The organism is Prevotella melaninogenica ATCC 25845 (assembly GCF_000144405.1).
GTDB classification, from domain to species: domain Bacteria; phylum Bacteroidota; class Bacteroidia; order Bacteroidales; family Bacteroidaceae; genus Prevotella; species Prevotella melaninogenica.
Genome location: NC_014370.1, coordinates 243890 through 267905, shown reverse-complemented (window position 1 = coordinate 267905; position 24016 = coordinate 243890). Strand labels below are relative to the sequence as shown.

Below are 24016 nucleotides of genomic sequence, written 5' to 3'. Positions count from 1 at the left end.
CAATGAATAGACATATGATATATAACGCAGAAACAACACTTTTATTAATCTCTACAACCATTTTTTATGTCTGATTATACCTAACCACTGACACTACCCTCTATAACAAAAGGCTCTTCCCATAACAAGAGATAATGATTCCCTACCAAGAGCGAGATATTTATACACCATACAAGAATAGTTTTATTTTGATTTGCTGTCACTTTTAACATTTCACATAACTCCATTGTAAACAAACGAGTTAGACAAGTACTTTGGATGACAGGAATGACAGGAAATTTAGTTTTAGAGAGACAAACAATCTTCTCGGTAATAAAACAAAATATGTTTAGGCGCTAATAAACGATTTGATTAAAAAACAAAGAAAGGCAGAAAGAAACCTGTTCTCCCTGCCTTTACATTTATAATAACATAAGACCTATTCGTTCCTCACAAGATCATTATAATCGATCTCGTTCTGTGGAATTACCCAAGTCCACTTGTTTCCGTAATCTACAGCAATTGTTTTTGCAACAGCAGCGTGTGCATTACCACCTTCAGCAAATGAGTGGCGAACAACAGGAATGTTCCAACGCTTGTAATCACTCCATGCAAAGCCTTCACCCCAAAGCTCAACCTCACGGTAATCCTTGATTTCATTAAAGAGATCAGTACCAGTCTTTGTACAGGTGTAGCTTGCGTTACGACCTGTAGTAGCATTCAGTTTAACCAATGCAGCCTGTGCATCAGCAGTGTTACCCAAGAAGTAATTAGCCTCAGCTTCGATGAGAACCATCTCACTTGAACGGATGAAAGGAAGATAACTAACACCTGGCTGTGCTGTTACCCAGAACTTCATTTGACCATCCAAATAGATATAACCAGAAGCATAAGCTGCAGAGAGACCAGAAATCTGGTGCTTCTTAACGATAGAGTCTGCCTGTGCCTTAACACTCTTGTTACCCTGACCTAAGATTCCATAGGTCTGATTTACCTGTGCATTGTCAGTAATATTAATACTGCGGAATTTATCTTCAGTGATAAAAAGTTGCTTACGAGCATCATTATTAGGAATACGAGTAATCAACTCATGACCGATCGTACCAGCACCCGTACTCTGATTACTTGCATAGTAACCATTACAAGCACCCTGTACACCATAAGCCCAATACCAGTTCTGCTCACTTGCATCGCCATAGCTACCAAGAATCCATTCATCATTTGGCTTATAGAAACCAGCAGCGTATGTATCACCTGTCATCAAAGGACGACCATTCTCAGCTAATTTAGCCTGTGCCAAAGCTGTAGCATAGTCCTGACGAGTCAAAGCAGCACGTGCGTAAACAGCGTGAGCTGTATTCAAATCAGGAATCCAACACTCTGCTGTTGAACGTGTCACACCACTTTCAGTGAAGAGCGTGATAGCATCCTGACAGTCCTTATAAATCTGAGCATAAGTCTCAGCAAGCGTAGAAGCCTTCAAATTACCCGTAGAAGTGTCAAGGCGCAATGGCAATCCCTGAGAAGTACCATTGTTACTATCTTGCCAACGATAACAATAGTAATGTACTAACTTCTCATAAGCATATGCACGGAAAGTCAATGCCGAAGCCTTGATAAACTTCCTATCTGCATCATTACCAGCGGCATTATCAATGTTTGCAAGGAGTGCATTTGCATTGTTAATAATCTGATAATAGTATGCCCACGCATAAGAATCATACTTTACTGTAGACCTATAGTGATAATCTTGGTTATGGATAGTTGCCCAACCAGAAGCATAACGGTTGTAGTTATAGTTCTGACTTGGAAGATTCTCATAGAGACGCATTATCGCATTTTCGCCTGCAAATCCTTGACCATAGTAAGCTTGCTGTACGGTCATCGACTTTGCAATACCATTCAAGGTGTTACGCGCATTGCTTGTATTAGCATATGCTGCAGAAGGCTCAGCCGACTCTGCTGGTGATACATTGAGATAATCACTGGAGCAAGATGCTGTCATTGCAGCTACAGCAATTAAAGCCCCTGCGGTGAATTTATTTATTGAATATTTCATATTATTCCTTTTTTAAATTCTACAATATTAGAGATCCACTGTCAAACCGAAGTTAAACACACGTGCAGATACATAAGTATTGTCACTGTCACCATTAAATTTATACTGTGGGTTTATACCCTTACGACCAGTAAGTGTGAAGAGGTTCTCAACACCAGCCTTTACAGCAATACCACCAAGACCCCACTTTGTAACCAATGCCTTTGGTAAACGATAAGTGAGCATGATATTCTTCATGATGAAATAAGAAGAACTTGTCAACCAACGGTCACTAACCGCATTGTTATCAACACTTCCGTTGAAGTCAAGGATTGGTGTACCATTAGGGTCGATACGATTAGGAGATGTAGCTGTCATACCTGCAGGAACACCATTCCAAGAGTTAAGTGCATCCTTATGAAGTGCAGCTGCAGAAGAAGCTGAACCTGTAGACATCAAAGCTCTGTAAGAACCGTCCATTGTCTTACCACCAAGGCTATAAGTCATCAACATAGACAAGCTCAAGTCCTTCCAACGAAGGTTAGAACCAAATGAGCCATAAACAGAAGGGAGAGCTGTACCCGCCCACTTACGGATTGCCTGAGAAGTAGACGTTGTGTACTTTGTTCCATTAATCTCTACAAGTTTACCAGCAGCAGAAGCAGTAGCTTCCTGCTTTGGATCAAGATCATAGAGAGATTTACCAGTCATCTGATCAACACCTACGAAGTGATAGGTGTACCACTCATAAGCAGAGTGCCCCTCAGAATAGTTCTGCTGACCATGCAAGATATCTTTACCCTTAGGCAACTTGAGTACCTTGTTCTTCAATGTGGTAGCGTCAAAAGAGAGGTTCCATGTCCAATCCTTAGAACGTACAACATCACCACCTAACATGATTTCGAAGCCACGGTTAGAGATAGTACCGATATTCTGATACTGTGTAAGATTCTGAATAGCATCATCATCGAAGAAAGAACCTGCTGACAATGGGAAACGAACCTCGAAGAGCAAGTCCTTAGAACGCTTGTCAAAATAACCCAAGCTGAAGTTCAAACGATCAAAGAGCGTACCCTCAATACCAAAGTCAAGTGTCTGAGTTGTCTCCCACTTCAAGTCGAGAGCTGATAGCTTCTGACGTACCAAAGCAGGGTTACCACCATTCTTAGTAATGTAATAAAGTGCCTGATAACCATAATAGTTAACAGCTGCATCGTTACCAACCTCACCGTATGAAACACGGGCGCGTAAAGCATCAACCCACTTCACATCCTTCATGAAGTTTTCTTTCTTAATGTTCCAGTTTACACCAGCAGAGAAGAAGTTACCCCAACGCTTATCTTTATGGAACTTAGAAGAACCATCACGACGAAGAGAGAAGTCAAAGAAGTACTTCTCATCATAGTTGTAACGCAGACGACCAAGATAAGATTCAGTTCTATAATCCTCAAAATAGCCTTCTGTATCAGTGTTTAATACGAAGTTACTCAACGCACGCAAACCTGCAATAGCAGCATTCGTGTTCATGACACGTGCATATTTACGATTCCAGCTATAATTCTCATGACCGAGAAGAACATCAACATGGTGGAGATCAAAGTTATGATCCCAGTTCAAAAGTTCCTGTCCTGTATAAGAGATATACTGATAAGCATATTCTGACAAACGACCATTGTTAGATGCACCATCACCAATAACAGGGTTATTATATTTCTGACGGTTTTCATTAGAATGGTTCAAGTCTACTTTTCCAGTCAAAGAGAAACCGTATGGCAAACTAATTTTTGTGTACAACAAACCATCCAATACGTTTCTACGTACTCGGTCCATATCCATCGTCATCTCGTAAGGGAGGTTACGATTTTCAAGATACTCAGATGTAGTATCATATTGCTTGTTACCATCTGCGTCCAAAGCGTATGTGCCATCAGCATTATGCAAATAGACAGGATAAACAGGAGCCATGTAACGAGTTACATAGAATGGATTAGCATAGAAAGTTTCTTTAGCACTTGAATTATAGCTTCTTACAGAAGAAGTACCAGAGAGGTTCAAACCTAATTCGAGCCACTTGTTAGCTGTATATTGTGTATTAATACGACCAGTAAAACGCTCATAACCTGAGTTCAAAGTGTAACCCTGCTCATTCAGATAACCAGCAGAAGAGTAGATATTGTACTTATCACCTGCTACACCAGCAGAAAGGCTATACTCCTGACGATGACCAGTACGCTCAACAGCTTTCTGCCAATCAAGGTCATCATAACCAGGACGAATAGAAGCAATCAGCTTACCATTTGAATCAAAGAGAGCATTATCAGCAGCATCATAGATATTACGCTTCACAAAATCACCCATCAAGTGCTCAGTAGCAAAAGTACCGGCTGCAGCCTCAGTTGAAGCGATACCACCTGAAAGCGCATAATTCTTCATTGCTACCCAAGAAGCCTCCATCCACTCGTTTGGACCTAAACGGTCATACTCTGGGATACCACGTCTGTAGAAACCTTGATCCATCTTCAAAGAGATATTTGGCTTAGAAGAGAACTTAGCCTTCTTTGTTGTAATCAAGACAACGCCATTAGCCGCACGGTTACCATAGAGAGCTGCTGAAGAAGCATCCTTCAAGACAGACATAGACTCAATGTCGCCAGGATTTAACTCGGCAATATTACCTTCAAATGGAGTACCATCAACAATATAAAGAGGCTGGTCAGCATCCTTAACCAATGTACCCACACCACGGATATGAATCTTAGGTGTAGCACCAGGTTCGCCATAAGAGTTATTTACCTGTACACCAGGGGCAGAACCTTCCAGTGCACCCGTTACCGTAGTACTAATACGATCAGAGATTTTCTTAGAATCGACAACGGCAACAGAACCTGTAATTGATTGACGTTTAGCTGTACCATATGCCACAACAACGACTTCATCAAGATTCTTGTCATTCGGATTTAAGGTAACCTTCATGTTGTTTGAAGCTGTAACAGTCTTTGATGCCATACCAACATAAGACACCACCAACTTAGCTCCTGCAGGTGCTGAGAGACGGAATTTACCATCAATATCAGTTACAGTACCGTTCTGAGTTCCAGACACAAGGATAGATGCACCCACAACAGGCTGCCCATCACTTGAGGAAACTACAGTTCCGCTAATCTCTGTCTGCGCCAGCGCTGTTCCTAAACTTAGGAATAGACCGACTAAAAACATCATTAGTCTTTTTTCCATAAATTCTCTCTTTAATTAATATAATAAATAAACTATTTCAGACTCAAACTATTAATACGTAAGGTATTACAAATTGCATACAATCATGGTACAGATATTTTTTAACACAGCACAAAGATAGTACACCACTTTTAAAGTTCCAAGTGGAAGTGAAATTTTAATTAATGTTTTCACATTTATTAATGTTTCGTTTTTACGAAACGACATATTATTGCATGAAAATAAATTAATTATTATATATAACAACGCATAAAACAGCATATTGTAAGTATTACACTTCCATCCCTTATTAAAGATTAAAATATAATTAAGTATAGAGAGATAAAGTAACTTTAGAGCCAAATCTGCCATTAAATCGTAATAGCGATTATTAATATTAATCCAAACGAGCAATATCACCCGATTTTTAGAAGAAGTAAATAACTTAACAAACCTACTTACTAACAATAAAATAAGCCTTTTCTAACAATGAGTTACGAACAAACAACTGACATATTACAAGGTGTTTAGTACTCCGCACCATTGGTGCTAAGACTTAACACGGTTGGTGCTGACCCTTCGCACCACATGTGCGCAATGACATATGTTTAGCCCCTCATGACCGATTGGGGATTCAAAAACAGAAAAAAAAAATCCTTATAGCATATTATAAGGTATAAAGAATATCTTTATTAGGGAATTGTTTACAAGACAGCATAAACAATATATAAAAAAATAAGGACTTAACCTTACATTTACGCTGTTAGAACCACAAATAATGTAAAGTAATCCTATTAGAATAATGTAAATAAAAGTCGCAACTCAATTCGTTGAGGAGAATGAAGTCTAAAACAGATGAATCTCAGATTGGGTCATTAAACAATACCTAATATGATATCATTTTTAAACCGAATTTAGGCTCTTATTAGTATCTTGTCTGTCTTTGTAACTTGATTTTAGTACACTATGCTGGCGTTACAATAACAGACAAGATGCTTGCCAATACAATAAAATCTGTTTAGAATCATATATTCAATTAGGTTTAGAAGTCAAAAGAGAGCTGCCCATCACCCAAAAGGTTATAACTTTTGCGATGATAAGGTGTGATACCATGTTCACGAATAGCCTGACGATGCTTCTTCGTTGGATAACCCATATTTGACTGCCAGTCATACTGCGGATATTCCTCTGCCAAGGAGAGCATGTAATCATCACGATAAGTCTTGGCAAGGATTGAAGCAGCTGCAATAGAAAGATACTTCCCATCTCCTTTAACTATGGTTGTTGAAGGTAGATCTTGGTAAGGCTTAAAGCGATTACCATCAACGATAACCGCTTCTGGACGTACCTTCAACTGGTCCAACGCTCGATGCATAGCCAAGAAAGAGGCGTTGAGAATATTTATCTTATCTATCTCTTCAGGCGTAACGATACCCACTGCCCATGCAATAGCATCTCGCTCAATTTCCTCACGAAGTGCATAACGTTTCTTTGCTGTCAGTTTCTTTGAGTCGTTTAACAACTCATTCTGATAATCGGGTGGTAGGATAACGGCTGCAGCATAGACACTTCCAGCAAGGCATCCTCTGCCTGCTTCGTCGCAACCAGCCTCTATTAGGCTTTCATAATAATGACTTTTCAGCATGAGCAATAGGTTTTAAAAGTTAAAGAACCTTTCGTTTTAATCTTATATAACAAATATTTTTTGCAGAGTGAACATTCCTTGCATAACACACAACTAATTTTGCAAACGTAAACCAAGGAATGTTTTACACATCATTTATATATAGCAACAATTAAAGAACAAAGAATATGAAAAAAGAATTGATTCTCACAGAGCGTAACGCATCGTACAACGAGCTTAGTCGTTTCTTCGCAGACGCAGCTGCATGGTTCCAAACTCCAGTAGAGTGGCTACGTAATTATTACAGCTCTGTCCTCGAACGGGAAGTGAGTAGCAAGCAGGCTTCCTATATCACGCAAGCTCAGTTGGCTTTGATTCTGACTATATTCCCGATTGTTTCATCATTACTATTACAAGGAGTCTTCCTTATTTGGTTTGTCTTCAGCCTTTATAAGTGCAAGAAGGGATAAGAACCTCGGTGTATACCTTGTATATCTGCAAGAAAACAGGCGTTCATAAGCGTAATGAAACGCATATAAACGCCTGTTTGAATCTACTTATTTCCTTAAAACATCATTGCAATACGCTTGATACCTGCTACCAAAGCATCCACTTCCTCACGTGTGTTATATAATCCGAAGGAGGCACGAACAGTACCAAGGATACCAAGGCGATCCATCAAAGGTTGTGCACAATGATGACCCGTGCGGACAGCAATACCTAACTGGTCGAGCAATGTACCAAGGTCCATGTGGTGAATATCACCGACATTGAAACTGATAACAGCATCCCCGCTGTCATTACGATGTCCATAGATGTGCATACCCTCTATCTCACGAAGTTGCTGAAGTGCATAATGTGTGAGGTCCTGCTCATGAGCAAGGATATTATCCATTCCTAAGGAAGTAACATAATCGAGGGCGGTTGCAAGTCCATGCGTTGCAACATAATCAGGTGTTCCAGCCTCAAACTTCAAAGGTGGACGCTCAAAGGTAGTCTTTTCAAAGCTAACACGCTCTATCATCTCACCACCACCTTGATATGGAGGTAGTCGGTCGAGCCACTCTTCTTTACCATAAAGAACGCCCACACCTGTCGGACCATACACCTTATGACCACTAAAGGCGAGGAAGTCGCAATCTAAGTCTTGCACGTCAACGGCAAAGTGAGGAACGCTTTGCGCACCATCCACTACTACAGGAACACCGTGTTCATGGGCGATACGAATCATCTCCTTTACAGGGTTGACGGTGCCAAGAACATTGCTTACCTGCGTTACACTAACAAGTTTTGTACGTTCGGTGAAGAGTTTCTCGTATTCTTCAAGCAGAAGTTCACCCTCATCGGTCATTGGAATAACCTTTAGCACAATTCCCTTGCGCTGTTCCTGCAACTGCCAAGGCACAATGTTTGAGTGATGCTCCATGGTAGAGACTATCACTTCATCACCCTCCTTCATACAACCTTCTACAAAACTGGAAGCAACGAGATTCAAACTCTCTGTCGTACCACGTGTGAAGACAATCTCAGTTGTTGAACGAGCATTGATAAACTTCCGCACTGTCTCACGTGCTGCCTCGTGCAAGTCAGTTGCCTGTTGTGACATCCAGTGTACACCACGATGCACATTGGCATTTACATTGAGGTATTCTTCCCGCATAGCATCCAACACACAGAGCGGTTTCTGCGTGGTGGCACCATTGTCAAGATAAATCAGGGGTTTACCATAGACGGTGCGGGAGAGAATTGGGAAGGATTCCCGAACTTTCGTTATATCGTACATCTTTTATTGGGCTAATTGGGCTAATAAGGCTTATTGGGCTAATAAGGCTAATAAGCCCAATTAGCCTAATACCAAATTACTTACACAAATCGCAACCTTCACACTTATCAAGCTCACCACGGAAACGCTTCTCTACCAAATGGTGGAGACGGTCGCGCAATGGCTCAAGTTCCATCTTATCAATTACCTCATTGATAAAGGCAAACTCAAGGAGGAGCTTTGCTTCTTTCTTATCAATACCACGCTGCTGCATGTAGAAGAGCGCAGCATCATTAAGCTGTCCTACCGTTGAACCATGATTACACTGAACATCATCAGCATAAATCTCAAGCATTGGCTGGGTGAACATACGAGCTGTCTTGCTGGCACAAAGGTTACGGTTGTTCTCTTGTGAAAGCGTCTTCTGCGCGCCCTTGCGAACAAGCACACGACCTGCGAAAGCACCTACTGCATTATCATCAAGTACGTACTTGTAAAGTTCGTTACTTGTGCAATGAGGTACTTGATGGTCGATAAGCGTATTGTTGTCAACATGCTGACTCTTATCAGCTATCACACAACCATTACAGAAACATTCGCTACCCTCTCCCTTGAAAACAAGGTCGAGCATATTACGAGTAACTCCGTTATGCAATGTAATGACATTGTGGCTTGCACGTGAATCACGCTGCTGCTCGATATATACATTCGACACGCGTACATTCTTTGCATGCGTTTCCTCAAGACAGTTCAACTCAAGATTGGCATTTGCTCCTACGTAGGCTTCGATTACCTGTGTAGCAAGGAAGTTACGGTCGTCAGCAGCGTGGTCACAGAAGAGGAACTGTGCCTTAGCACCTTCTTCAAGAACAATGAGTACCCGACGATTGACCATCAAGTCAACATCTGAACGAAGGATATTGATTACTTGTATGGTACGCTCAAGCTGTACATTCTTAGGCACATAGATAAAAAGACCATCTTGTGCAAGCATTGTATTCAAAGCTGTTATCGCATCAGCCTCAGTATTGGCAAGACGACCATAATACTTTGCAACCAACTCAGGACGCTCAGTTGCTACATGATTCAAGCTGTCAACAATGACACCATCATTAAGCTTTGCCTTTGGAAGTGACTTACTGTAGAACTGATCATTCACTATGAAATAAAGAGAAGTGCTGAGATTTGGAACATCGCACTTGAAAGTATCATAAGGATTAACAGGAATCTCAAGACGGTTGAGATTCAATCCATAATCAGGTTCAAAGAGCTTCTGCATATCCGTGTACTTATAGCGTTCCACCTTCTTGGTAGGAAAGCCCTGTCGACGGAAGTCTTCAAAAGCCTTATCGCGTACCTCATTGAGCACAGGTGCAGCATGCTCTTTGATGAGTTGCTGCGCCTCTGTATAGAGGTCTATATATTGTTTTTCGCTTTGCATTGTAATTTCTTTTTGGAGGTTTTATCTAAAGGATAGCGGGACTAATGCCACTCGTAATACTATTTTTATTAGAACTACAAGACACTCTTAAGCCACCGATTATTCCTCTGCGTCAACCTCTTCCTTAATCCAATCGTATCCGCGCTGTTCAATCTCCTTTGCAAGTTCAGGACCTGCAGTCTTCACGATACGACCCTTATAAAGCACATGAATAACATCTGGCTTAATCATCTCTAACAGACGCTCATAGTGTGTGATAACAATAGCTGAAGTCGTTTCATTGTGCATCTTGTTTACACCCTCAGCTACAATACGCATAGCATCAACATCAAGACCAGAGTCTGTCTCATCAAGAATACTAAGCTTTGGCTCCAACATTGCCATTTGGAAAATCTCATTACGCTTCTTCTCACCACCAGAGAAACCCTCGTTTACACTACGGCGAGAGAGTGTTGAGTCCATACCAACTAACTGACGCTTCTCACGCATGAGTGCCATAAACTCTGCAGCCTTCATTGGCTCTAACCCTTCATAGGCACGCTTTGCATTGATAGCAGCCTTCATGAAGTTAGTCATACTTACGCCAGGTATCTCTACTGGATACTGGAAAGACAAGAAGAGTCCCTCATGAGAGCGGTCCTCAGGCTTCATCTCCAAGAGATTCTTGCCATTAAACAATGCCATACCATCAGTTACCTCATAGAGAGGATTACCTGTAAGTACTGCACTCAGTGTTGACTTACCAGAGCCATTAGGACCCATAATAGCATGAATCTCACCATCTTTAATTGTGAGGTTGATGCCTCTTAATATTTCTTTACCTGCGATGGTTGCATGCAGGTTTCTTACTTCTAACATATTATATTTGCTTTATTTTTTCTTCACTAAAAATATATTAACGAAATCCAACAACATGTCGAATACGAAATCAGAGGTATGATACTCCCCACGAGCCATCTTCTCTGTTTTTTCTTGTTCTCTCTGCTCTTCAAAAAGCGATGGCGAAGAGTCATTATAACCAAGGAAGGACTTTGATTTCTTCTTGTAACGTGGTAAGTTGCCTATCATCTCCGAGCCCGTAACTGTACGATAGAGACGAGTTTCAAAGGGCTTGGGTATCGATGGCAACCCCATCACTGACTGACATGTAATCGCTGTATCCTGCTTCACTTGCTCATCAATCAAATATTTCTGCCACGGCTTTATTTGCCATGACTGAGCTTGAAGCATTGTTGTTAGCAGCAAGCCAGACGTGATAAGAATGACCTTTCGCATGTTGTATATTCAGTTATATTATCCTACTGTTCCTTCAAGTGTTACAGAGAGTAGTTTTTGTGCCTCAACCGCAAACTCCATTGGAAGCTTATTGAGTACGTCCTTAGCATAACCATTGACAATCAAACCAACAGCATCTTCAGTAGGAATACCACGCTGATTACAATAGAAAAGTTGGTCCTCACTAATCTTCGAAGTGGTTGCTTCATGCTCAACAATGGCTGTATCGTTATGAATATCCATATAAGGGAAGGTGTGAGCACCGCAGTCAGAACCTAAGAGAAGAGAGTCACAACTTGAATAGTTACGAGCGTTCTCCGCATTGGCTGTAGCACGAACCAAGCCACGATAAGAGTTCTGACTATGGCCAGCAGAGATACCCTTAGAGATGATTGTACTCTTGGTATTCTTACCCATGTGAATCATCTTCGTACCCGTATCAGCCTCTTGGTAGTTATTGGTTACAGCAACAGAATAGAATTCTGCCTGTGAGTTATCACCCTTCAACACACAAGAAGGATATTTCCAAGTGATTGCCGAACCTGTCTCTACCTGTGTCCATGACAGCTTTGAGTTCACTCCACGAAGTTCACCACGCTTTGTAACAAGGTTCAAGACACCACCCTTACCGTTTTCATCACCTGGATACCAGTTCTGAACAGTAGAGTATTTTACTTCTGCATTGTCCAAGACAACAATTTCAACGACTGCTGCATGCAACTGATTCTCGTCACGCATAGGAGCAGTACAGCCCTCAAGATAGCTAACATACGAGTCATCATCAGCTACAATCAATGTACGTTCGAACTGACCTGTATTAACCGCATTGATGCGGAAGTACGAACTAAGCTCCATTGGACAACGAACGCCCTTAGGGATATATACAAAGGAACCATCACTAAAGACCGCAGAGTTGAGTGCTGCAGAATAGTTGTCACGATAAGGAACAACACTTCCGAGATACTTACGTATCAAGTCAGGATGCTCCTGAACTGCCTCACCGATAGAGCAGAAGATTATACCCTTCTCAGCCAACTGCTTCTTAAAAGTAGTCTTCACTGACACCGAGTCCATAATGGCATCAACTGCCGTACCACTCAAAGCAAGACGCTCTTCCAATGGAATACCTAACTTATCAAAAGTCTTTGCTAACTCTGGATCAATCTCCTTGTTCTTTGGCTTCTTCGCTAATGGATCAGCATAATAGGAGATATCCTGCAGATGTAACTCTGGCAAATGCAAGTGTCCCCACGTTGGAATAGGGAGTGTCTGCCAGTAACGGAAAGCCTTCAAACGAAAATCGAGGAGCCACTCTGGTTCCCCTTTCTTCTGCGAAATAAGTCGAACGACATCCTCGTTCAGACCTTTCGGAATGACCTCCGTATGTACATCAGTCGTAAAGCCGAACTCATACTTTTGCTCTGCGACCTTCTTTACAAATTCATTATTCTTGTTCTCAGACATTTGTTTTTTGCGATTAAAGAGAGGGAGAATACTCAGGAGTCAAAAGAGTTAGAGGGAGTTAGAAGGGTTAAAGAGAATACCTACCTTTTCAGTATACTTCTTTATCTCTAACGTTTAGCCCATCCAAATACACTATCTGCCTTTCCTATACCTATTGTTTGATTCATTTAAACCTATCGTTCCTATTCATCCAACAATAAGTTCTTAGTTTCCACCGTCTCTATTCTCAATACTTATATACACTCTGTGAACATACAATATGTATGCCACAAAGTCCAATGGCAACATTTGTTACCACGAAGAAAAAACCGTCTTTACTCCTTTAATGGAGAAAAGACGGTTTTTTATATTGTTACAATTTCTGTTCAACCTCAATCTCCGTGAAGGTTTCGATGATGTCACCCACCTGTAAATCATTGTAATTGACAAGTGAGATACCACATTCAAGTCCTGTAGCGACCTCCTTCACATCGTCCTTATAACGCTTCAGAGCATCAATAGGAGCTGTATGGATAACGATACCATCACGGACTACGCGACCCTTATCCTTGCTGTGAACCTTACCTTCAGTAACCATACCACCGGCAACAGTTCCAACCTTGGAAATCTTGAAGACCTGCTTAACCTCAAACTGACCAGTGACAATCTCCTTCTTCACCTTGTCAAGCATACCCACCATCGTTGACTTAACATCGTCGATAGCATCATAGATGACAGAGTAAGTATTGATTTCTACACCCTCACGGTCAGCCAAGCGACGTGCATCAGCAGAAGGACGAACCTGGAAGCCGACGATAACAGCATCTGAAGCTGATGCCAACATAACATCGTTCTCAGAAATCTGACCTACAGCCTTACTGATAACGTTAACATTAACCTTCTCTGTTGACAGTTTGATGAATGAGTCGGACAATGCCTCGATAGAACCATCAGTATCACCCTTCACAATGATATTCATCTCATGGAACTCACCACGAGCGATTCGGTGAGAGATATCAGACAGGGTAAGACGTGTTTGTGTACGCAAGCCCTGCTCACGTTGCAACTGCTCACGCTTGTTTGCAATCTCACGTGCCTCCTGTTCAGTCTCCATAACATGGAAGGTATCACCTGCTGTTGGTGCGCCATTCAGACCGAGGATGATTGCAGGCTCTGCTGGTCCAGCACTTTCGATACGCTGGTTACGCTCATTGAACATAGCCTTGATACGACCCCATGAAGTACCAGCGATAACGTTATCACCAATCTTCAATGTACCATTAGATACAAGAACCGTACTTACATAACCACGACCCTTATCAAGTGAAGACTCAATGATAGTACCTGTAGCCTTACGGTTAGGGTTAGCTTTGAGATCCATCATATCAGCCTCAAGAAGAACTTTATCAAGAAGTTCGTTCACTCCGATACCCTTCTTAGCACTGATTTCCTGACACTGATACTTACCACCCCACTCTTCAACGAGAAGATTCATTTGTGACAAGTCTTCACGAATCTTATCAGGGTTAGCTCCTGGCTTATCAATCTTATTGATTGCAAATACCATAGGAACACCTGCTGCCTGTGCATGAGCAATAGCCTCCTTGGTAGTAGGCATCACAGAGTCGTCTGCAGCAATGATGATAATCACAATATCGGTAACCTGTGCACCACGAGCACGCATAGCAGTAAATGCTTCGTGACCAGGAGTATCAAGGAAGGTAACCTTACGGCCATTCTCAAGTGTCACACCATAAGCACCGATGTGCTGGGTGATACCACCTGCCTCACCAGCAATCACATTCGTATTACGGATATGGTCGAGCAAAGAAGTCTTACCATGGTCAACATGACCCATGACAGTCACGATTGGAGCACGTGATACGAGATCATTCTCATCATCCTCCTCTTCACTAACTGCTTCCTGTACTTCTGCACTTACATATTCTGTCTTGAAGTCGAACTCATCAGCAACAAGATTGATAGTCTCTGCATCAAGACGCTGGTTGATAGACACCATGATGCCTACAGACATCAAGGTTGAGATGACATTTGTTACAGGAACATTCATCATTGTTGCCAACTCTGAAACAGTAACAAACTCTGTCAACTTCAATATCTTACTTTCCTTGCGCTCTGCCTTTGCCTCTGCATTCAGACGTTCTTGAACAGCATCACGCTTCTCTTTACGGTATTTAGCACCCTTCTTATTCTGACTCTTGCTTGTCAAACGTGCAAGTGTCTCCTTTACCTGGCGTGCTACAGCCTCATCATCAACCTCTAAAGGCTTCTGATTACGATTGCGGTTCTTCTTACCCGCATTCTTGTTGCCACCGCCATTGTTGTTATTGCCTTTCTTACCATTCTGGTTCTGCTGCTGATTAGCGGCAGCATTGATATCAACACGTTCCTTGTTAATACGAACGCGTTTCTTCTTGCCCTGACCATTACCCTGACCAGCTTTCTCTTCACGCTCTTTACGGCGTTCCTCCTTACTCTTCTTCTTAGGCCGGGTACTCTGGTTCAAAGTGCTGAGATCAATCTTACCTAAGACATTCACCTTAGGTGTATTTAAGATCTTCTTCTCATTCTTGGTCTGGAACAAACCATTATCTTTCTTCTCCTCTGCAGTAGCAGGTTCAGCTGGAGTATTAGTAGCTGCAGGTTCAGCCTGCACCTTAGACTCAGCCTTTACCTCAGCCTTAGCCACAGGAGCTTCTTTCTTCTTAGGCTCAGTCTTTACCTCAACAGGTTTCTCAACCTTTGGAGCAACAGGTTTAGCCTCTTCTTTATTTACAGCAGGCTTCTTGCTTGCATCATGTTTCTCTACCTTTTTCTTCTCCTCTGCAGGTTCTACGGCAGCAGCAGGGGTAGGTTTATTCTCAACAGGAGCAGCAGCTTTCTTTGCAGCTGGCTTATTCAGCTGATCAAGGTCTATCTTTCCGACTGGTTTATACTGCTGACGCTCAGCCTTCATGACTGCTTCGCCTTTATGTTCTGCAGCGCTTTTCTTCTCTTTAGTCTTCTTCTGCAAAAGCTTAGCAGCGTCCTTCTTTACCTCCTTATCATTATTGAAGGCATCTACGAGAGCTTTATACTGACCCTCGCTTAGCTTGAAGTTAAGCTCGTTCTTCACCTCGCCTAACTCTGGCTTCTTCTCTAAGAACTCCACTGCCGTTTGGAGTCCTATATTCAATTCACGAATTGCTTTGTTTAATCTGATGCTCATTAACTTTATTTTTCGGTGTAGGGTGTTGGTTGTTGATATGCCTTTTGGTAGAGAGGGGTTCCGAACATGGAGTTGCTGAATAGTCACACCCGTTAGCTTTCAGTCAACAGCCATCACCCACCAACCAATCACCTTTTACTGTTCAAACTCTGATCTCAATACGTTCAACACGCTATCAACGGTCTCTACCTCCAAGTCTGCCTTTTCAATCAGCATCTCACGTGGAGCGTTGAGTACCTGGCGCGCTGTGTCAAGTCCGATACCCTTAATGGCATCGATAACCCACTGATCAATTTCATCAGAGAACTCATCCAAGTAAATATCCTCCTCTGCATTCTGTTCGTCAAGTTCACGGAATACGTCGATGGTATAACCTGTCAGCATACTTGCCAACTTGATGTTCATACCACCACGACCAATCGCAAGACTTACCTCCTCTGGCTGCAAGTAAACCTCAGCCTTCTTATTCTCCTCATCAATAGTTAAGCTACTCACCTTTGCAGGAGCAAGCGCACGCTGAATAAAGAGTTTTGTATTTGCAGTCCAGTTGATAACGTCGAGATTCTCGTTGCAAAGTTCACGAACGATACCATGAACACGACTACCACGTACACCAACACAAGCGCCTACTGGGTCGATACGCTCATCAAAGCTCTCAACAGCAATCTTTGCACGCTCACCCGGCATACGAGCAATCTTACGAATAGCTATCAAACCATCATTGATTTCAGGCACCTCAGCTTCAAGCAGACGCTCAAGGAACTCTGGAGCAGTACGTGAGAGGATAATCTTTGGATTGTTATTCTCATTGTCAACACGATGAATCACCGCACGAACAGTCTCGCCCTTACGATACTGATCACGTGGAATCTGCTCACCCTTAGGGAGAATCAACTCATTATTCTCTTCATCAACAAGCAGAACCTCACGCTTCCAAGTCTGATAAACCTCACCAGAGATAATCTGACCAACACGGTCCTTATACTTATTATAGAGAGAGTCATGCTCCAGCTCAAGAATCTTAGAAGCCAATGTCTGACGAAGATTCAAGATAGCACGGCGACCGAACTTATTGAAGTCAACCTCCTCACTTACATCCTCACCTACTTCATAGTCTGCCTCTATCTTACGTGCATCTGTAAGGCTTATTTCCTTATTCTCATCCTCAACCTCACCATCAGCCACAACCACACGGTTACGGTGAATCTCGAAGTCGCCCTTATCAGGGTTTACAATCACGTCGAAGTTTTCGTCACTACCAAAAATTTTAGCGAGTACATTGCGGAAGCTCTCCTCCAAAACGCTCACCAATGTAGTACGATCGATGCTCTTGGTGTCTTTAAACTCCTTGAAGGTCTCGATCATATTCGGACGTTCTTCTTCTATTTTTCTTGCTGCCATAGCTTTACTTGAAACTTATTATGTATTTTGTATATTTTACTTCATCCATCTTGTACGCATGGTCTACGTCCATCTTCACTGGACGTTTCTTACCTTCCACTTGTACCTTCTCATTGACTGCAACAACAAAGTCGTTACCATCAACGCTCTTCAATATGCCTTTGACTTTCTTTCCGTCCTTACCGAGCACCTCAACTTCTTTACCAATGAAGTTCTGATACTGCTGAGGAACTTTGAAAGGCTGACCCAATCCTGCAGAACCTACCTCAAGTTCGTAATCCTCCTCGTCACGTGAGAGACGATCTTCGATATACTTGCTCAACTCTACACAATCTTCAATCCACACGCCATCAGCATGATCAATCTCAACGACAATCTTATCGTCAGAACTGATTTGAATGTCAACCAGGAAGTACTCCTTACCTTCCAGCCACTCGTCAACAAGACTTTTTACAACGTTTTTATCTATCATAAGTGTTTTAATATGAAAAATGAGGGACTATTAAAAGCCCCTCATTCCTCTGAACGTTTGCAAAGTTACAAATATTTTCGCCACATTCCAAATGTTTTACGGCTTTTTTATCTGCTTATAAGCGATTTAGATGAAATATATCCAAGGTCTTTCTTCCCCTAAGAAATCTTCGAATTCTAAATTCTTTCATGAAAGAAAATATTTCTTTTCGTGAAGAAAAATATTTTTTTTCATGAAAATAAATTCTTCCTTTCATGAAAATAATTCTATGCAAACCTTTTTTTAGATAACTAAAAGATATGAACAGCCCATATAAAATCCACTAAATCAACTGCATATAAGCACATATCACCACTTATCAATTCTAAATAAACTGCGAATTCTGTATTTATTGTTTGATAAAACGAACGATATCTTCCAAGACTTCTGGCGAGATCGTTTCTTCGATCATCCTATACTCCGAAACATTTCCGGTCTTACAGTGTTGGAAAAGATGGTTAAGAGATGGATATTCTTTGATAACGTTTTGGGGATTACTCTTTAGATGAGCCTTAATTCCTGTAAGATTCAGCGATGATATCACCTGAACATCACGACTCCCATTAATAGCCATAACAGGACAAAGCGTCTTTGAGATATCCGCAGATGGGTCATAATCAATAAAGAAGTTCAACCAAGGTGACCTCTTTATAATGGCATTCATACGATACTGATGCGTAGAGAAACGCATTGATTGCCCTGTTAGTTCGAGTATCTTATTTGTTTGTGCTGTCAAAGCTGTGTCTCCTTTCACGCCAACACCAGCCATACTAATAACGAAATCTACTTTCCCTTTCGCTCCCAACATGAAAGCTATAGAGCCTCCTTCACTATGTCCGAGTACGCCAACCTTACCAAAAAGCTTTGACGTACGCAGAAATTCAACACCACTCATTGCATCTCGCATAAAATCAAGCGTCGTAGCATGTTCCACATCTCCGCCTGTTGATTTACCAAAACCACGGTCATCATAACGCAAAGTGGCTACACCATTCCGTGCCAGATAGTCTGCTATAACAAGGAAAGGCTTATGATCGAAGACTTCTTCATCTCTGTTCTCCTGCCCACTCCCAGTAACCATCAACACAACAGGGGTCTGTCCTTTCTTATAACCAATAGGGTATGAGAGTGTCCCAACAAGTGTTGCCTTATCTGTCACATTATTAAACGTCACTTCTTCTGTCTTATATGGATAGGGAGCTACAGGGTTCTGCGGACGATTTAGTTTCTCCTCTCCTCGTTTCAAGGTTAATGGAAAGGGTTGCCCCTGGGTAAAAGTACCGACTATCTCGTCCCCTTTCAATTTTCCTTGATAGCTGAGAGCCAAACTTGCGAGGGTTATACTGATAGAATCAGACGAGCAGTAATCTGTTTCTACCGCTATCCCCTTTGCCCCTTGATCAGGACTATCGAGCGTACATTCAACTTTTCCTTGTGCATTACAATTCACATGCAACACAATAGTCAACGATTGTGGACCAAGATTCAACTTACCCATCCACACGCCTTCCATAGGTTTCTGTGCAAAAACTCCAACCCACGAAAACAACAAACATAAGAGCAGAATCTTCTTTTTCATATTCATCAAATTTATAGTACAAACTGTTTTAGGCAAAACAAGTACTTTAAAAAACTTTTTCAAGTCTCGTTCTCACATCCATCCTCCACTTGCCTTGGCACTGAATAACAAACAAGTAAGGTTCCCACAGGGCAAAGATAAAGAAAAAAGACATATAAGTCAATCCTTCTAAAAGAAAATATTTCATATATAAAGAGAATTATCTATCACAAAGCAGTTCATTAACATTACAAATAACCCATAAACAAACACACAAAATGACTATATAAGAATAAGGCTTATAAGTTCCACTTGAACTCATAAGCCTTATTCCTTTTATTAAAAAGTTCCCTTTATTTCGCCTTTGACTTCTGCTTTTTATCAACAGCTACATTGCTTGCTGGTTCGAGTTTAACCAAAGGCTGACCAACAACAGGCTGCAAGAGTTTCTTATACTCTGCTGGATTCTTCAAGATTTCCACTGCCTTTTTCCACTGCTTATCAAACTGCAGACTATTCTCCAAGGAGCCTTTCTGGTAATAATAAGCTGAAACGAGGTCGCTCGTCAACACCTTCTTCAGGGTTTGCTTGTTATAATCAAGGTCTTTAGCAAGATTATGATTCAACTTCTTCTCTAAGGCATCAAACTCACCTTTCGCATCATCATAATAGCCTTCGAACTTAGCCAACTTTACAAGATTCTCCAAGTATTTCTTACTCTCACGGTCATACTTGAATCCACTCTTCAACACTGCTTGCTTGAAGTCTTCAAAGTCAGCATCTGAAATAACAAATGTCTTTGCAGGACCAATAGTAGGATGCTTCTTCAAATACTGCAACTCCCAATTCCACATTACCTCTGTTGAATCGCGACCAGAGGAAGCAAGATAAAAAGCAATGTTTGGTAGAGAGTCTGGACGCACCTCAACATCTGGCTTGATACCACCACCATCACGCACCTCACGTCCGTTTGCTGTGTGGAACACATGTGTTAGCGAGTCTGGTACATGCTCAGTATATCCGCCATTTGCATGCTTATAGTTGATTGCCTGTATGCAACGCCCACTTGGAATATAATACTTACTTGACGTTAGTTTTAAGTTTCCATTATAAGGAAGGTCCATTGACACCTGTACAAGACCCTTACCATAGGTTCGTGTACCGAGAACTACCGCACGATCAAGGTCTTGCAGACTACCACTGGTAATCTCACTGGCACTCGCAGTCTCATCATTCACCAACACAACAATCGGCATAACGGTGTCAATAGGTTCAACTGTCGTCTTATACTCTTTGTTTGCACGTTCCATCTTACCCACCGTCTTCACCAGTGTAATCCCTTTCGGTACAAACATATTTACGATGTTAACCGCCTCTTGCAAACTACCACCACCATTGTTACGGAGGTCGAAGACAAGTGAGGTCATACCCTGTTTCTTCATATCAAGGAAGGCACGACGTACGTCCTTAGCACATCCCGTTGTGAAAGAGTTAAGATTCAGATATCCCACTCCACCATCCTGCACACCATAATAAGGTACGGCAGGGAGCTGAATAGAACGACGAGTAATCTTAAACTTCATCTTCTTATTCACTGACGGACGCTGAATAGTCAGGATAAAGGTTGTACCAGCATCGCCACGTAGATGATTGCTGACGTATGCAACATCCTTACCCACCATTGACGAATCGCCAATAGCAAGGATGACATCACCCTTCTTCAAACCAACTTCCGCAGCAGGCATATTCTCGTATGGCTCATCAATCACCGTATTCTTCAATAAGAAATTATAACGAATCAATGCACCGACACCTGCATACTTACCCGAAATCATCAAGTCGAGGTCTTTCACCTTCTCCTCTGGATAATAAATTGTATAAGGGTCGAGCGAACGGAGCATGTAATTGATACCCGTCCCGATTACCTCGTCGGCATTAAGGCTATCAACATACATCAAGTCAAGATACTTGTAAATAGCCGAAAAAGTCTCAAGATTCTTTGCGACATTGAAGTTATGCTCCTTCTCCGCAGTGCTTTGTGCCATAACAGACCCACTGAAAGTTAGCAACCAGAGTCCGAAAGCCAAAAACAATTTTCTCATTATATATTATATCTGTTTGTTGTTTAATGTTCTTATAACGGGACAAAAGTACATTATTATAATGGAAAACACGCCTTAATGACAATGAAAATAAAGAAAATTACGATTTTATTGAAATTTTCTTCAAAAACATTTGGCAGTTTCAAAGAAACATACTACCTTTGCAACCGCTTACAAGAAATAAGCAATACAAACTGCTTCAGTAGCTCAGTTGGTTAGAGCACCTGACTGTTAATCAGGGGGTCGTTGGTTCAAGCCCATCCTGGAGCGCATCAAAAGGAATTACGAAAGTAATTCCTTTTTTGTTTTATAACTTTCAAGAGCTTTTGATAAGATTATTAAGAATTTCTAAATTAGCTCTTATTAGGGGACAGTAGATATTTAGTGGGGATAGGCATATATTTTGGCAAGCCTAAAAAGAAAGAAACTTTTATCTACAACTCCTCTTAAGTTAGCCCTAAATAGTTTTATTTTTGCATTGAAGGATTCCGCAGCAGCGTTTGTAGATCTGTTAATATAAAAGTTAAGTATGTCTTCGTAATGCTCGTAGAAAGTTGCAGCAATGACATTAAAGGAATGAAAACCAGCTTCTGCGACGTTATTATACCATTTTGCCAATGATAGTCTGGCTGCATCTTTGATAGTATTCTTAGCAAAAATCATTCTTAGCGAATGTGATAAACCGTAAGCCTTCTTAATGTCAGGATATTCTCTGAACAGTATTTTGGCTCTTAGTTTCTGTTCATCAGTCCATTTCTCTGATGATTTGAACAACAGGTACCTACTTCTTACCAGCAGTTCACTACGTGTATCTCCATTTTCAAAAGTCAGTGGTTGATACGCTATCTTTTCTAACTTCGCATTCTCTTTCTCGTCATTTGCTTGCTGTAAAGCTGCCCAGCGATACTCTATTCTCATCTGTTGCACGGCATCACTTGCAAGTTTCTGTATATGAAAGCGATCAATCACTCGTTTAGCCTTTGGAAAACAATGCCTTACAATCTTACGCATGCTATCGGACAAGTCCAAGGTGACCTCTTCTACGGCTTCCCGTTTCTTTTCATCTATCTTATCCAATACCTTGCAGACATCCAAGGATTTGGTTCCAGCAACAATGGCTACAAGACATCCTTGCTTGCCGTGTTTGTCCCTATTAGTGATAATCGTATAGAGTTCACCATTGGACAAGGATGTCTCGTCTATTGCTATATTCTTACCAATATTATCCTCAAAGAGAAGCCACTTCTGAGCATGAGACAACTGATCCCAGGACCTGTAACCACTTAATGTTTCCTTGTATTGTTTCTCAAAACTACGTCCATTGATATGATAGAATTCCTCAAGCGTACGGCAGGTCACTGGGGATATCTCCATACGTTTCTTTTAAAAAAGCTCCGAACTCTTTGGAATAACGAGTGCCGGAGGCTGTAATATCTATCTGCAAGGGAAGAGAGAAACTCTTACCTGTACGAATATCTATCCAACGACGTCGACGAAGAACCAAAATAACCTTATGGTCACGAATCGGAAAGTCCGTCACCTCGACAGCTTCCATAAAGCCTTTTGATTCAAAATGAAGATCATCGGAAAGTTCTTTCTCCATCTTCTCATCAAGATAAATACGTAACAATGAAGTATCAGACTCTATCTTAACAATAGAGAAATAATGTAATACATCACTGGGTAAAACGAATTCGGCTAACTGATATAAATATTTTTCTTCCATGATACAAAGGAAAGAAAAATATATTAATTAAGAAAATTTCCCCACCTTTTTTCTACTGAGCTCTTATTAGCCTAATTAGGCTAATTAGGCTAATAAGCCCAACATAATAAAAGAAAAATAGGAAAAAGGAAAAGAAAAAAGGTGTATGCTCTCCTTTTTAAGAAGACTCATACACCCACTATTATATGTAAGTCTGAAAAGTTGCTCTTACTTTGAGCGCCAAAGACCATGAAGGTTGCAGTACTCACGTGCGTAAACCTCTGTAGCATCAGTCTTAAACTCAGCTACTGGACGGTCTGTTGGCTCGAGATACTTACGGAGAACCTCGTTGTTGTTAGTTACCAACTCAATCCAAAGGATAGAGTGAGCCTCTGTCATTGGGTGCTCAACCTCACCAACAGTTACGCGGTAGCCACCTTCAATCTTCTCAACAACTGGTACGTGCTTCTCAGTAGCAGCATCAGTAGTATTCTCAACTACATGCTCCATACCAGCAACACCACACTCACCGCCTACTAATACTTCAACGATCTGACCACTCTCTGAACACTTATATAATTCGTTTCGCTTTGACATAATAATTATTTCTTAATGTTTTATGTCTGCAAAGATATATCTATTTTCCGAAAGAAACAAACTTTCCACTTGTAAACATTACAAAATTTACATTCTTTAATACTTTCCTCGCCTCTATGATTGCCTTGTATTTACAGA

The 24016-nt window shown here is 41.3% G+C and carries 17 protein-coding genes and 1 tRNA gene; 2 read left to right on the top strand and 16 right to left on the bottom strand.

Translation table 11 applies throughout. The features are described from left to right. Positions 1 to 418 precede the first annotated feature (418 nt). From HMPREF0659_RS00915 to HMPREF0659_RS00905, 3 genes are all read right to left on the bottom strand, one after another. Positions 419 to 2038 (bottom strand): RagB/SusD family nutrient uptake outer membrane protein, encoded by a 1620-nt coding sequence (locus HMPREF0659_RS00915; protein WP_013264459.1) that lies wholly within the window; start codon positions 2036 to 2038, stop codon positions 419 to 421. A gap of 27 nt (positions 2039 to 2065) precedes the next feature. Next, a complete protein-coding gene (locus HMPREF0659_RS00910; protein WP_013264360.1) occupies positions 2066 to 5251 on the bottom strand; it encodes a SusC/RagA family TonB-linked outer membrane protein in 3186 nt (1061 codons plus the stop codon). A 1021-nt stretch (positions 5252 to 6272) separates the two neighbouring features. Further along, a complete protein-coding gene (locus HMPREF0659_RS00905) occupies positions 6273 to 6875 on the bottom strand; it encodes a ribonuclease HII (protein WP_013264005.1) in 603 nt (200 codons plus the stop codon). Positions 6876 to 7042: 167 nt separating this feature from the next. On the opposite strand from HMPREF0659_RS00905, the gene HMPREF0659_RS00900 reads away from it, so the two are divergent. Continuing rightward, positions 7043 to 7324, top strand: a complete 282-nt coding sequence (locus HMPREF0659_RS00900; RefSeq protein ID WP_013264647.1) for a hypothetical protein — start codon at positions 7043 to 7045, stop codon at positions 7322 to 7324. A gap of 95 nt (positions 7325 to 7419) precedes the next feature. Here HMPREF0659_RS00900 and HMPREF0659_RS00895 read toward each other — a convergent pair whose 3' ends face one another. From HMPREF0659_RS00895 to HMPREF0659_RS00850, 10 genes are all read right to left on the bottom strand, one after another. Further along, positions 7420 to 8637 carry an aminotransferase class V-fold PLP-dependent enzyme gene (locus HMPREF0659_RS00895; RefSeq protein ID WP_013264764.1) on the bottom strand — a complete coding sequence of 406 codons (1218 nt, stop codon included), beginning with the start codon at positions 8635 to 8637 and terminating at the stop codon, positions 7420 to 7422. 76 nt (positions 8638 to 8713) lie between these two features. Next, a complete protein-coding gene (sufD, locus tag HMPREF0659_RS00890) occupies positions 8714 to 10057 on the bottom strand; it encodes a Fe-S cluster assembly protein SufD (RefSeq protein WP_004358706.1) in 1344 nt (447 codons plus the stop codon). Positions 10058 to 10156: 99 nt separating this feature from the next. Next, positions 10157 to 10915, bottom strand: a complete 759-nt coding sequence (gene sufC / locus HMPREF0659_RS00885) for a Fe-S cluster assembly ATPase SufC (RefSeq protein WP_013264703.1) — start codon at positions 10913 to 10915, stop codon at positions 10157 to 10159. A 12-nt stretch (positions 10916 to 10927) separates the two neighbouring features. Next, positions 10928 to 11332, bottom strand: a complete 405-nt coding sequence (locus HMPREF0659_RS00880) for a hypothetical protein (RefSeq protein ID WP_044045800.1) — start codon at positions 11330 to 11332, stop codon at positions 10928 to 10930. 18 nt (positions 11333 to 11350) lie between these two features. Then, the gene (gene sufB, locus HMPREF0659_RS00875) at positions 11351 to 12796 is read right to left on the bottom strand and encodes a Fe-S cluster assembly protein SufB (protein WP_013264873.1); all 1446 of its coding nucleotides are present in this window, start codon (positions 12794 to 12796) and stop codon (positions 11351 to 11353) included. Positions 12797 to 13148: 352 nt separating this feature from the next. Continuing rightward, positions 13149 to 16004, bottom strand: a complete 2856-nt coding sequence (infB, locus tag HMPREF0659_RS00870) for a translation initiation factor IF-2 (protein WP_013264077.1) — start codon at positions 16002 to 16004, stop codon at positions 13149 to 13151. A gap of 135 nt (positions 16005 to 16139) precedes the next feature. Next, entirely contained in the window at positions 16140 to 17405 is a 1266-nt protein-coding gene (nusA, locus tag HMPREF0659_RS00865; RefSeq protein ID WP_036921634.1) for a transcription termination factor NusA, read from the bottom strand. A gap of 4 nt (positions 17406 to 17409) precedes the next feature. Next, entirely contained in the window at positions 17410 to 17877 is a 468-nt protein-coding gene (rimP, locus tag HMPREF0659_RS00860; RefSeq protein ID WP_004358718.1) for a ribosome assembly cofactor RimP, read from the bottom strand. 388 nt (positions 17878 to 18265) lie between these two features. After that, on the bottom strand, positions 18266 to 19495 hold the full coding sequence (locus tag HMPREF0659_RS00855; protein ID WP_044045952.1) for an alpha/beta hydrolase family protein: 1230 nt from the start codon (positions 19493 to 19495) through the stop codon (positions 18266 to 18268). Between the two features lie 332 nt (positions 19496 to 19827). Further along, positions 19828 to 21576, bottom strand: coding sequence for a S41 family peptidase (locus HMPREF0659_RS00850; RefSeq protein WP_013264281.1), 1749 nt, complete (start codon positions 21574 to 21576; stop codon positions 19828 to 19830). 196 nt (positions 21577 to 21772) lie between these two features. Between HMPREF0659_RS00850 and HMPREF0659_RS00845 the strand changes: the two genes are divergently transcribed. Further along, positions 21773 to 21846: transfer RNA gene (locus HMPREF0659_RS00845), tRNA-Asn, on the top strand. Positions 21847 to 21957: 111 nt separating this feature from the next. Here the strand turns inward: HMPREF0659_RS00845 and HMPREF0659_RS00840 are convergent. The 3 genes from HMPREF0659_RS00840 to HMPREF0659_RS00830 form a co-directional block, all read right to left on the bottom strand. Continuing rightward, positions 21958 to 22950: an ISAon1 family transposase gene (locus HMPREF0659_RS00840; RefSeq protein ID WP_013264964.1), complete on the bottom strand. Its 993-nt coding sequence runs from the start codon at positions 22948 to 22950 to the stop codon at positions 21958 to 21960. Then, positions 22916 to 23302 carry an ISAon1 family transposase N-terminal region protein gene (locus HMPREF0659_RS00835; protein WP_013263850.1) on the bottom strand — a complete coding sequence of 129 codons (387 nt, stop codon included), beginning with the start codon at positions 23300 to 23302 and terminating at the stop codon, positions 22916 to 22918. Before HMPREF0659_RS00835 ends, HMPREF0659_RS00840 begins: the two co-directional genes overlap by 35 nt. Positions 23303 to 23509: 207 nt before the next feature. Next, complete coding sequence (locus HMPREF0659_RS00830) at positions 23510 to 23878, bottom strand: desulfoferrodoxin family protein (RefSeq protein ID WP_009010935.1); 369 nt, start codon at positions 23876 to 23878, stop codon at positions 23510 to 23512. Between the last annotated feature and the right edge of the window lie 138 nt (positions 23879 to 24016).